At 37.9% G+C, this 12560-nt stretch carries 11 protein-coding genes; 3 read left to right on the forward strand and 8 right to left on the reverse strand.

All coding sequences use genetic code 11. The annotated features are described in order from the left end of the window. Positions 1 to 5 precede the first annotated feature (5 nt). Both elsL and V5M36_RS11675 read right to left on the reverse strand, forming a co-directional pair. Positions 6 to 491 (reverse strand): cell wall-recycling L,D-carboxypeptidase ElsL, encoded by a 486-nt coding sequence (gene elsL / locus V5M36_RS11670; RefSeq protein ID WP_338559174.1) that lies wholly within the window; start codon positions 489 to 491, stop codon positions 6 to 8. 120 nt (positions 492 to 611) lie between these two features. Continuing rightward, positions 612 to 1001, reverse strand: a complete 390-nt coding sequence (locus V5M36_RS11675) for a YbaN family protein (RefSeq protein WP_338559176.1) — start codon at positions 999 to 1001, stop codon at positions 612 to 614. Between the two features lie 107 nt (positions 1002 to 1108). On the opposite strand from V5M36_RS11675, the gene V5M36_RS11680 reads away from it, so the two are divergent. The 3 genes from V5M36_RS11680 to dapE all read left to right on the forward strand — a co-directional run bounded on the left by V5M36_RS11680 (position 1109) and on the right by dapE (position 3609). Beyond that, positions 1109 to 1984: a DUF1853 family protein gene (locus V5M36_RS11680; protein ID WP_338559179.1), complete on the forward strand. Its 876-nt coding sequence runs from the start codon at positions 1109 to 1111 to the stop codon at positions 1982 to 1984. Between the two features lie 118 nt (positions 1985 to 2102). Further along, entirely contained in the window at positions 2103 to 2252 is a 150-nt protein-coding gene (locus V5M36_RS11685) for an entericidin A/B family lipoprotein (protein ID WP_338559181.1), read from the forward strand. Between the two features lie 223 nt (positions 2253 to 2475). After that, positions 2476 to 3609 carry a succinyl-diaminopimelate desuccinylase gene (gene dapE, locus V5M36_RS11690; RefSeq protein WP_338559183.1) on the forward strand — a complete coding sequence of 378 codons (1134 nt, stop codon included), beginning with the start codon at positions 2476 to 2478 and terminating at the stop codon, positions 3607 to 3609. A 147-nt stretch (positions 3610 to 3756) separates the two neighbouring features. Here dapE and V5M36_RS11695 read toward each other — a convergent pair whose 3' ends face one another. The 6 genes from V5M36_RS11695 to pilG all read right to left on the reverse strand — a co-directional run bounded on the left by V5M36_RS11695 (position 3757) and on the right by pilG (position 12516). Further along, positions 3757 to 4266 (reverse strand): hypothetical protein, encoded by a 510-nt coding sequence (locus V5M36_RS11695; protein ID WP_338559186.1) that lies wholly within the window; start codon positions 4264 to 4266, stop codon positions 3757 to 3759. Between the two features lie 3 nt (positions 4267 to 4269). Next, positions 4270 to 8961 (reverse strand): Hpt domain-containing protein, encoded by a 4692-nt coding sequence (locus tag V5M36_RS11700; protein WP_338559188.1) that lies wholly within the window; start codon positions 8959 to 8961, stop codon positions 4270 to 4272. Positions 8962 to 9104: 143 nt separating this feature from the next. Then, positions 9105 to 11174: a methyl-accepting chemotaxis protein gene (locus V5M36_RS11705; RefSeq protein WP_338559191.1), complete on the reverse strand. Its 2070-nt coding sequence runs from the start codon at positions 11172 to 11174 to the stop codon at positions 9105 to 9107. Positions 11175 to 11208: 34 nt separating this feature from the next. Continuing rightward, positions 11209 to 11739 (reverse strand): chemotaxis protein CheW, encoded by a 531-nt coding sequence (locus tag V5M36_RS11710; protein WP_338559193.1) that lies wholly within the window; start codon positions 11737 to 11739, stop codon positions 11209 to 11211. 3 nt (positions 11740 to 11742) lie between these two features. Further along, positions 11743 to 12111 carry a response regulator gene (locus V5M36_RS11715; protein ID WP_338559195.1) on the reverse strand — a complete coding sequence of 123 codons (369 nt, stop codon included), beginning with the start codon at positions 12109 to 12111 and terminating at the stop codon, positions 11743 to 11745. Positions 12112 to 12132: 21 nt separating this feature from the next. Then, positions 12133 to 12516 carry a twitching motility response regulator PilG gene (pilG, locus tag V5M36_RS11720; protein WP_338559196.1) on the reverse strand — a complete coding sequence of 128 codons (384 nt, stop codon included), beginning with the start codon at positions 12514 to 12516 and terminating at the stop codon, positions 12133 to 12135. Between the last annotated feature and the right edge of the window lie 44 nt (positions 12517 to 12560).

Consider the following 12560-nt stretch of genomic DNA (forward strand, 5'->3'; position numbering starts at 1 on the left):
GTCCACTATTCTGACAAGTAAACTAAATCACCCTCATTCAAGAGTTCATAAATTTCTTGAACTTCTGCGTTATGCATTCGAATACATCCATGTGATTTTGCAATACCCATGGGTTCAGATTCTGGTGTTCCATGAATATAAATATATCGATTAAAAGTATCGCAGCCTTCCCCTTGGTTAAAACCAACTTCCAAACCACTTAACCAGAGTATTCGACTTAATATCCAATCTCGTTCAGGATGAGATTGACCCAATTCTGCATCATAAATCTCCCCTGTCCACTGCCGTCCTTTAAAAACAGCATTCAGTGGCATTTCACCACCAATCTTTTTTTCAATTTTGTGCCAGCCTCGAGGCGTCTTACCTGAGTTTTCTTCTTCACCTATACCATTAAGACCGCTCGATATAGAATAAAGTTTATTTTTCTTTGGTAATGATAAAGTTTGCGAAGCCAAATCAATCACGACATCCGCTTGATCAATTGAAAACATATATCGGTCCTTAGAAAATCATTGATTACAACGAAGATTCATTATAGTTAAATTTCATTACAACCAAATCTTGCAAAAACGCTGTTTGATCGCAACTCGTTTGAAGTGGTGAATCTCAAATTATTGCTCCGTTGTTTTGCTTTGATTTAATGTACTATGTTCAGGACGAGTCCATAACCAAATAGCGACGATGAGCATCGTTAAGTCAGTAAACACTTTGACCAGAATAGGTGCATTCGTCATTAACATGATTACGCCACTTACCAACATCATTAGACTGGCTAACCACTTGGCTTTGCGTGGCACTGTGCCATGTTCACGCCAGTTTCTAAGTGTCGCTCCGTATTTAGGATGGTTGAGTAACCATGCATCCATTTGCGGCCACCCTTTGGAGGCTGCCCATGCGGCAAGGATAAGAAAAACAGTCGTTGGCATACCCGGCAAAATTGCGCCAATAAAACCTAGGACGATAAAAAATACCACTAGGCTGCGCCAAAACAATATTCTCATTCTGCAACTCATTCAGATGAATGGCATCATTATATATGCATTTATAGCTTTTACTATTTGATAATTTATATTCAATTCATTTAACCCTCAACGAAAAGGCGTCTAGCATGACTGTGTTTTATGAACCTTGGCTGCAATTTAAACATCCAATCGTAAGACAACTCGCCTTTTGTATCGCCAGTCCAAATATAATCCGCGCCATTCCTGAAGAGTTAAAACTTATTCATGAATTTAAGTTACATGATGATCACTTTTGGCAGTCTCAATTTGCTCATTATCAAACTCGTTTATTGCAGTTAGACCAAGACCCAACAACGCTTCTGCAATTTCTGGGGCAACTCAAAAGCACTCGACTCGGATTAAGATTCGAACATTTATTATGGTTTTGGCTGCTTGACGACACCTACCATGCTTATACCTTACTGGGTCATAGTATTCAGATTATCGAAGGTAAAAATACACTTGGAGAATTAGACTTCATTGTTCTCAATCAAAAAACACAACAGATTGAACACTGGGAAGTCGCATTGAAGTTTTATCTTTCTGAGATAGATGATGCTTTAGCACATTGGTATGGATTGAATAGAACCGATACTTTAAGTAGAAAACTGAATCACTTTACGCAAAAACAGTTTCAATTCCATTCTGCTCAACAACATATTATTGAGCAACGTTTTGCTGTACTCAAAGGACAATTGTATTTAACGAAAAATCATTATCTAAAAACGCCCAACAAAAATTTAAACGACCCTCAACAACTCCCGCATTGGATCAACCCTAAACGTAGAATAGGTCATTGGGGGTATGATTGTTTAAACAACTATTATCGTGTTGAACGCCAAGAATGGATTTGTCCAAACTTAGAGCAAAGCTCAGCAAATGCCCGTTGGTGGTGTAGTGGTTTATATCGTAACTTTGATACAAATCATGATTATATGTTTCGTCAAGCCAATCTCTTATATCACTGTGTAGAATTCATGTAATTTTCACGCAACTTAAATACACAGATTCACATTAGAATAATAAAACTCTCATATTTATATTGGTGATTAATTTTTATTCTAGTGACACATCAAAATAAATTACAATTTGGAGATGATGATGAAAAAATTATTAGCTGTTTCGCTTGTTTTAACTTTCACCTTAGTGGGTTGTAATACCTTTAAAGGTGTCGGTAAAGACGTTTCTAAAGCTGGGGAAACTGTAACAAATACTGCTGAAAAAACTTCTAACGAAATTCGCAAAAACTAATTCGTTATGATGTAAAAAATGCTCGATCTTAGATCGGGCTTTTTTATGACTGAATGAATAGTAAAATATCAATAATAAAATAAACATCGTACAGCCTTAAACTATTCAGAATTCAATAAATCTTTAGCTTCATTCTATAAACCTTTAGCTTCCGTTATTTGCATTTCATAAAAATCAAAACTTACATTACTATAGAAGCACTTTGACTATTTGATATCTCTCCATGACGCACTCTGCAACCTTAGATTTAAGTCTTCAACTTTTACGCCAACCGTCAGTGACACCGATTGATCACAGCTGTCAGAATATTATGGCTGATCGTTTATCCAAGATTGGGTTCAATATTGAAAATATGCGATTTGAAGACGTAGATAATCTTTGGGCACGTCGTGGTTCGAATGCACCCGTTTTTTGTTTTGCAGGTCATACCGATGTCGTTCCTACAGGCAATTTAGATGCCTGGAATTCAGATCCATTTGCACCTGAAATTCGGGATGGGAAATTATATGGCCGTGGTAGTGCTGACATGAAAACAGCGTTGGCTGCAATGGTCGTTGCATCAGAGCGGTTTGTTGCAAAGCATCCGAATCATAAAGGCTCTATCGCATTCTTAATCACTTCTGACGAAGAAGGCCCTTCAATCAATGGCACAGTCAAAGTCGTTGAAACCTTAGAAGCTCGTCAAGAAAAAATGACATGGTGCTTAGTGGGTGAGCCTTCGAGTACCAATACTTTGGGTGATATTGTTAAAAATGGCCGCCGCGGATCATTAAATGCAAACTTAACAGTGAAAGGCAAACAAGGCCACGTTGCTTATCCTCATCTTGCTATCAACCCGATTCACACCGCATCTAAGGCATTAGCAGAGCTTTGCGAGACCGTTTGGGACAATGGTAATGAATACTTCCCTGCGACAACGTTTCAAGTTTCAAATATTAATGCGGGTACAGGTGCAACTAATGTCGTGCCGGGTACGATGAACACTCTATTCAACTTCCGTTATTCAACTGAAGTAACAGCAGAAGAACTAAAAGCGCGTACGATAGAAATCTTAGATCGCCACAATGTTGAATATGACATTGAATGGACATTATCAGGCCTACCCTTTCTTACTCCAGTCGGTGAACTGGTGAATGCCGCTAAAAATGCAATTCGCAATGTCACAGGGACAGAAACTGAGCTTTCTACCAGTGGCGGCACTTCTGATGGTCGTTTTATTGCCCCTACTGGCGCTCAGGTACTCGAACTCGGTGTTCTAAACGCCACAATTCACCAAGTAAACGAAAACGTAAACATTGCCGAGCTAGAACCTTTGGCTGAGATTTATGAGCAAATTTTAGTTGAATTATTGGCTTAATGATCAAAATACATTTTAATAAAAGGGATGCCAGCGCATCCCTTTTTTCATATTTTTTTTGAAGACAAAGCAGCTTAGAAAGTTAATTTATTATATGTTCTTAATATTTTCTCTAGCCTTTGTATTACATCTCTATGCCTTAAGATATCATTTTGAAAACAGCTGATTCTCAATATACTTCATATCAGGCACATGATAAATTTCTTCACCAATACGCACATAATGCTTGATACTTAAATCTAAAATAGGCTGTGTTTCATCATCAATCATATCCGAAATACGAATTCGTATCGCTTTCGGCATGGTCTTAGACAACAGCGCAAATCGTTGTTGGCTATGCTCTGACTCAATCACTAATGCAACTCCATTTAGAAGCGCTGGATCAGTCATATTCAACAAAGGAAGTCGATCCTCATGCCATTGAACATACTCAACGTTTGTTGCGCTATCCAGTGCAGCTAAAACAATATTTTGAGGCAATAACATCGGAACTTTAGCGAATGACTCTATAATATACGCATCTATAGAGCCTGTTGAGAGCGCCAATAAATCACGCAACTCCTGTGTTGTTTCCCGTGTTATTTGTCGTCCTAATTGCTGTGTAGTTTCCTGCGTTGAGGATTGGCTTGCTTGAGTACGCTTTTCAATATGATTCATCATCTATTCCACTTTTAATGCGGCTTCAATATTTTCTAATAACTGTGCTTCTTGGAAAGGTTTGCCCATATAGTGATTCACCCCGAGACTCAATGCACGGTCACGATGTTTATCCCCCACTCTAGAAGTAATCATAATAATCGGTAATTTTTGATGAATCTGATGATGGCGCACGATACTGGTAACTTCAAAACCATCCATACGTGGCATTTCAATGTCGAGCAGCATCAAATCGGGTTTTATACCTTCTAATTGCTCAATTGCATCCACGCCATCTTTCGCGGTAATCACATCATATCCATGACGTTCAAGCACACGTGTTGTTACTTTTCTGACTGTCACCGAGTCATCAACAATCATAATCAAACGACGTCGTTCATCCAGATTAATTTTCTCTCTATCTTTGGATTTGACCATTTCACGTCGACTAACTTGAATATGACGCGCAATCTGCTGCCCATCTAAAATCAAGCACACTTGCCCGTCAGCCTGAATAGTCGCACCAGCAACCACATCAACTTTAACAAATTGCTCACCTATCGGTTTCATCACAATTTGAGAGCGTGATCCAATCAATTGATCAACCACTAGCGCTGTTGTTTTCCCCATATTGCCTTTGATCAGCAATACTGGCAATGAATGTCCTAAACCACTCAAGTCTGGGGTCTTTTGTCCGATAAACTCAGCCAAATGGCGCAGCTTACAACGCTGACTATCAATCTCAAAATATTCTTTACGACTTGTAAAATATTGCGCCAAAGCAGCTGACTCAATGCGTACAATTCGTTCTATCTGTGAAAGTGGAATGGCAAATTGCTGATCTGCTACCTTAACCATCAAGGCATCGCTTACAGCGACAGAAGTGGGCACTTGAATGGTAAAGGTCGATCCACGGCCCAATGATGATGTCACTGAAACTTGGCCACCGAGTGATTTGATTCCGCTGAGTACAACGTCTAAGCCCACACCCCGGCCAGAGATGTGTGTAATTTTTTCTGCTGTTGAAAAACCAGGATGGAAAATAAACTGTAAAACCTCTTCATCACTCAGATTTTGTTCTTCGTGCATTAACCCTAAATCAATAGCTTTCGTTCTGATTTTATTGGCATCAATCCCTTTTCCATCATCAGTAAAGGCAATTAAAATATTTGAACCTTGACGACGAATATCCAGCTCGATTTTACCATTCAGAGGCTTATTCCGTTTAATTCGCTCATTTGCCGGCTCAATACCATGATCCAATGCATTTCTTAACATATGCTCTAATGGAGAAATTAGCTTATCTAGAATCGTTCGGTCTAGTTCGCCCTCTGTATTATTGACCAATAGCTCGGCTGGCTTATTTAAAGTCATCGACACTTGACGCACTAAACGCTGTAACCTGGGCACTAATCGCGAAAAAGGCACTAATCTTGCGCGCATCAGTCCTTCTTGAAGTTCAGCCTGAATACGGGATTGTTGTAAAAGAACACCTTCTGTATCTTTAATTTTTTCAGCAATCGTTGACTTAAAATCAACCAAATCCGAAGCAGATTCTGCTAGTGATTTTGACAACTCATTTAATGAAGAATATTGATCCATTTCCAAAGGATCAAAATCTCGATTACGCGCTTTTGAAGCGTCGTACTTTGCATGTATTTGAGACTCTAACTCACCATCCATTCGTCGCAGCTGATCGGCTAAACGTTTTATCGCCAATTCCATGTCTGTGAGCGTATGACCGAGTTGATTCAAATCCATTTCGATACGTGAGCGGTTAATTGCATTCTCTCCTGATAGATCGATCATTTTTTCGATCAAATCAGTCGATATACGAATCATTTCCTCACTATTTTCCACTTCATTGGATTTATCCCACTCTCCCATCATCGATGGTGGCTCAGTGCCATCACCCTGAATATTCTCTGTGATATGAGTTGCTGAGAATAAATGAGCATGAGTCAGAGACTCATTGGATGTGCTTGTGATTTCACTCTGATGAATTTTATCTAAATCAGCCTTAAGTAGAGAAAAACCGTCTTCATTCCTCTCTAGAATTGCAGCTTTTAACCATTCAAAAGCAGAGTTTAATACAGTGTCAAATTCAGGAGAGTTAAAGCTTCGAATTGCAAATGCTTCAAAAGAATTTTCAAGAGAACGTGAGATTTCTGCCACAGATGTTAAACCTGCGATCTTCGCGCCCCCTTTTAAACTGTGCGCAATCCGTTGCAATTGGAGTAAAAGACTACGATTTAAACGTTCTTCAACCCATTGAGATAACAATGCTTGAGCTTCAGAGATTAAATCTTCAGCCTCTTCTACAAAATTCGCTTGCGCAATTGCTTCAACGCTATCTGCATTTGTAGCAGATGGCGTTGTATCTGTTTCAGTTGCAATCAGAATATCGAATACGTTATCACCTTTTTTAAGTGATTGAGCTGCAGATTTGACCGCTTGAGCATCTAACTCCTGCGCCGTACTTTCTACAGCAGTGGTGTCGACCGGTGCTGTATTTACATCTGATATTAATTCAGGAAGCAAGTTTGCTTCTGGTTGCACCAGATATTGTATTAAGGCGATGGCATTATGTGCTGGATAATCAATCTGATCGGTCTGAATTGTTTGAATACGCTCGGATAAATTATCATGTACCAATCTAAGCGTCTGCACCAACTCAGTCGTTAAGCTCAGTACTTTATGAGCACATAGCTCATAAATTGATTCTAACTCATGCGAAATTAAGCCCAAATGCTCAGCTTGAACCATGTTTGCACCGCCTTTCAACGTATGCAAATGACGCATTAGTGTATTAATGGCAGATGGCGATGCTACATTTTCCATGAGTTGGTTTAATTCATGGTCCATCTCAACAAGCAGTTCTTCGGCCTCTTCTATAAAAAAGACCAGCACATCTTCATCAAATTTTCGTATTGTTTGATTTGAATCAATCAGATGTTTATCAGCTTGTAGCAATTTAGAGAAATAATTCAAATTTGGTTTTTCAACCAGCGTTTCAAGCTCTCTGGAAAGATCTAATTTCTTTACGATCAAAACCTCAGGTTTTACAATCTCTTTTTTAATGCTTGATTCAGTACTTTGTTTTTGAGCAACATCAACATTTGAGGTTGGATTCGCAATTTCCGCTTTAATCGCTTTTTCCAACTGAGTCATGAGTGCTTGAGCATGCTGACTGAGTGTAACCCGCTGTCCGGTAGCCAGAATATCAAAGAGATGAATAAACTCCTGATGAACTTGATCAAACAGTTTGATAATTTTAATCGTATTTAATAGTTCAGGATGATTTAAAACGGCGTCATAACGAGATTTCAGTGCAACACTATATTCATGAATACCTTCAATCGCTTTATGATCACTGTGATGAATTAAGGTTTCAGCTTGTGTAGCCAATATCTTGAAATAATGAGGATACTCACTTGTATTCAACTCACTGAATCTAAATTCAGCATCCAATAACTGATCAATGCCTAAATTAACCAATGTAGACATCAAATTTTTGATGGTCTGAGGATGGTCTAATTCTACGACTTGGAAATTATAACGATTACAAGCCTCTTCAAAACGTTGTTTCATCAGATGAGCTTGATCAGAATGATGCTGGCCTAAATCTAATAAGTGTAAATAGTCACGCACATATTCCATATAATGGATCAACAACGCATTTTCATTAAACCCAGCATCCGCATTTTCATTCAGAACTGCTTTTAAAAGTTGCTCGACTTGACCGCTTGCTCTTGATATTTCTTTCACATCTGCCATCGCGGCACTACCACGAAGCGTATGTAGAGCACGAGATAAACGATTATATTGATCTGGCGTATGCTGTTCTTCCAAAACAAATTGATCGATATATTGGAGATGCTCTTCGGCTTCTTCTACAAATATTTCAAAGACTTCATCAGTAACTTTATCATCCTGATCTAATAAAGCTGGATTCGATGCTTTTTGATTTAAAGCCTCTTGTTTGTTTTCTTTTGGAAAAATGATAGACGTTGGTTCATATCCTTGCTGTTTTTTTAAAACAGGTTTTATTGCATTCTCGAATGATTTTGAAACTATCGAAGCTGAATCTTTTGACGCTGAACCTCTTAGCTCTGAATCTATTAGTTCTGAATCTAAGCATAATGTATCTAAACTTGGTGTATCTAAATTTTCAGAATCTAAACGTTCAAAGTCTAAATGCTCAAAATCCAATGCTGCGTTATAACCATCCACACTCAGCCCTAGCGCTAGCATCTCTTTGAGTACAGGCTCGAGATGAGTACTATGTTGCAAACGTTGACCTATTAATATAAATGGTCGTAAATCAAAACTGATAGGTTGTGCATTTTCTAAATCTTTTACAATCTTATGTTGGTAAAGATTAACGACCAGTTGAATATAGTCTTGGACTTGATGACTTAATGCTAAATTTTTAGCGATCACTCTGTTTAATAGATCTTCTGCCGTCCATGCAAGTTCAGCCGATGAAAAAGCACCCACCATTCGGCCTGAACCTTTCAGAGTATGAAAATTTCGTCGAATCGTGATCAGTATCTGTTCTTGATCTTTAGCATCTGACCACTGTGAAATCAGTGGAGCTAATACCTCAAGAATGTCGTAAATTTCTTCCACGAAAAACGTCAGGTTTTCTAAATCAATATACCGATCTTCAGGTAAAGAGACTGTTTCAACTAAATTTTTTAATATTTCTTTCATAATTTGGCTTCTATGCTTCGTCTCTATTCAAGAGACTCCAACCAACCGACTTATCCTCTGTAATCCAATTACAGAACATAAGACTATATAATCTCAAAATGCCTATTGTTGCCTATGAATAGACAACACCTAAAAACAAAAAATCACTCAGGCAATTTAAAGTTGGTAACTGAGTCTCTTAAAGAATCTGCCATTTTCGACAACTCAGATACTGAACGTGCAGTATCAAAAGCCGCACTGGTATTTTGTGTTGTAAATTGCTGAACCACATTCATTGTATTTGCAATCTGACCTGCTGAAGCGGACTGTAATTTTGATGATTCAGAAATGTTCGCAATTAACTTTTCTAAACTATTCGATACAAATTGAATTTCATCTAGAGCCACCCCTGCATCTTTCGCCAAATTCGCACCACGCACAACTTCAGAAGTCGTTTGCTCCATGGAGATCACAGCTTCATTGGTGTCAGATTGAATGGTTTTGACCAATGTTTCAATTTGTTTGGTCGCCGCCGCTGAGCGCTCAGCCAAACGCTGAACTTCATCTGCAACCACTGCAAAACCTCGCCCAGCTTCACCAGCCATTGAAGCCTGAATAGCCGCATTCAATGCTAAAATATTGGTTTGATCTGCAATATCATTAATTAAAGATACAAAATTACCAATTTCTTGAGTAGATTCACCTAAACGTTTGATTCGCTTGGATGTGTCTTGAATTTGCTCACGAATTGTATCCATACCCTCAATCGAGCGATTAACAACTTCAGCACCATTAGAGGCAATTTGAACTGAACGTTGAGCAACCTCAGCAGATTCAGCTGCATTTGATGAGACGTGATCAATGGCATAAGCAATTTCATTAATCGCAGCAGATGCTCCCGAAATTTCTTGAGCTTGGAGTTCGGAAGATTCAACAAGTTGATTGGTGATTCTTTGCGTATTTTGGGTATATTGAGCCACTTCTTGGGAAGCATCATTAATACGTGAGACTAAATCTTTAAGTTGATCAATTGCGATATTAATGGAATCTGCAATTGCGCCAGTAAAATCTTCCGATACAGTCGCATATGCCGTTAAATCACCCTCAGCCAAGTCCCCAATTTCATCCAGCAATCTAAAAATCGCATTCTGATTACGTACATTTTCTTCTTCAAGTCTTAATACGCGAATTTGATCTGATTTTCTTTTAAACGTTAATAGCTTGATCACACTATAAATCAAAGCGCTTAATGCGATGAGTAACAGCAGGCCTGGAACAATCACTTTCCAAACCGAACTGCTTGAAAGCGCATTTAAACCTTCAAGAAGTTGATCTGATTGCGTCGAGATTTCATTGCTGGCTTGTCCCACCTGAACAATTTGAGCTGAATTATTGAGAATAGAGTGAGATGCTGATTTTACAATTTGGTTATATTCAGATTGAATGGCTGTTAGGGTTTCAAGCATTTCTTCATTTTGGAAACGAGATACATTGAGCTGACTATTACCCTTCAATTGAGCATTCAAATAATTTCCGAAAGTCTCAATATCTTGTTTAAACTCATCTGTGGTTTTTTGCGTATCGCCCTGCCCACTGACAATTGCACCAATCGATCTGTAAATACGTTCAGCGATAAATGCTTGGTTTTTAACAACGACAACTTGACTACTTGGTATATTCGCATTCACCATATCCTCAGCCAGTAAATTATATTCTGTCTGAATACTTGGCATGAGTGTGGCAATTAAACTATTTGTTTTATTCAGTTCTACGATTTTATTTTGTTGTGCGGTAATGAGATCAACATCTTTAGAAACTTTGCTCCAAATCGAAGCCACATTTTTTAAATCATCATTATTTGAATGGATATCACTGACTGTCTCAAAATTTTCTTCAAACTTTTTTTGTGAATTTGCTAAGGCTGTAAATGATTCTTTATTCCCAGTTGATACTGCATCTGCAGTCTGACGAGAAATCGTTTGTGAGAGTAATCTTAACTCCCCTAAACTACGTGTAAGGTCATTACTACGCGGCACACTATAAAATAAGTAAATTAAAATTAAAAATGAAATAAATAAACTGATCGCACCCAATTGTAGATATGATTTGGTTTGATCTGTATCTCCAAAGAGTTGAGAAAATTGCTCAATTTTAAACTTTATTGTAGAGATTAAATTGGGCTTTTCCTTGCTACCAATATCCTTTGATTTTTTTTTGTTATCTTGATAGCTCATCCAATTTCTCCAATAAAACTATTCTGTCTACGCATTATCTATATTTTGAGGCATTTAAAAATCGCGGATCATTCAACAATTTGCTATTTAAAAAGATATTCCATTTCAAATTTTGTCGTGGAAAATAACCGTGACAATATAACTTAATTTTTTCATCTAATTCATTGTTATTTGAAAAAAAACTGTTTTTTTGAAAATGTTGAATCCCCAGTACACGATCTACAACCAATCCAACATAATGCTCATTTTGAAGAATACAAATGACTTTCTGAGCATCATGACTTGGTACATCTTGTTCAGTAATAAAACTAGCGAGTTCCGTGACTGATAATAATTTTCCCCGTATATTAGCCAAACCCTTGACCCAAAATTGAGCATTCGGAATCGGCGTACATAAAGGGGGATAAATCACTTCAGAAACTTCACCCAATGGCGCAACAAAATATTGACCGAGTATTTCAAAACCCACACCAGACCAGATGTTCTCATGACTATCGATATTTGAGTAATTAGTATTACCGCGTTTAGACAACCGAAGTAATTCAATAAAACCATTGGCTGCCATTTTTTATTCCATATTTAAATATCGATTAATCACAATAACCAATTGATTTTCATCGATAGGCTTTGTTAAATAATCAACAGCACCCTGTCTTTTCCCCCAAACCAAGTCGGTATCCTGATCTTTCGTGCTCACAATAATCACAGGAATATGTTTGGTCTCTGTTCCTCTAGATATCTGACGTGTTGCTTGAAAGCCATTTACGCCAGGCATAACCACATCCATTAAGACCAAATCTGGAAGTTCAGCTTGCGCAATGGTTACACCATCAGCACCGTTCGAAGCTTCTAAAACATCGAAGCCATTTTTATTTAATATTTCTTTAAATCTAAACATTTCAGTTGGTGAGTCATCAACAACAAGAATACGCGCCATTTACTTCCCCAATAATCAGACTTAAGACGTCACATGATTACGAATTGCATTTAATAATTCATCTTTACTAAATGGTTTAGTTAAATATTCATCAGAGCCAACAACTCGTCCTTTTGCTTGATCAAATAAACCGTCTTTACTCGACAACATAATCACAGGAATATGTTGATAGTTTAAAGAGTTTTTAATAAGCGCACAGGTTTGATAACCATCTAAACGAGGCATCATAATATCGACAAATACAATATCTGGATTCGCATCAGCAATCTTTGACAATGCTTCAAAACCATCAACAGCAGTAACCACGTTATATCCTTCACGCTGTAATAATGTCTCAGCTGTCCGACGAATGGTTTTTGAGTCATCAATAACCATTACTTTGAGACCCTTTGAGTTATCTTCCATTTAATGATCATCCTTCCAAGATAATTGTATTTCGTTAAGTTGAG

The organism is Acinetobacter sp. KS-LM10 (genome assembly GCF_036896575.1).
Lineage (GTDB): Bacteria > Pseudomonadota > Gammaproteobacteria > Pseudomonadales > Moraxellaceae > Acinetobacter > Acinetobacter avistercoris.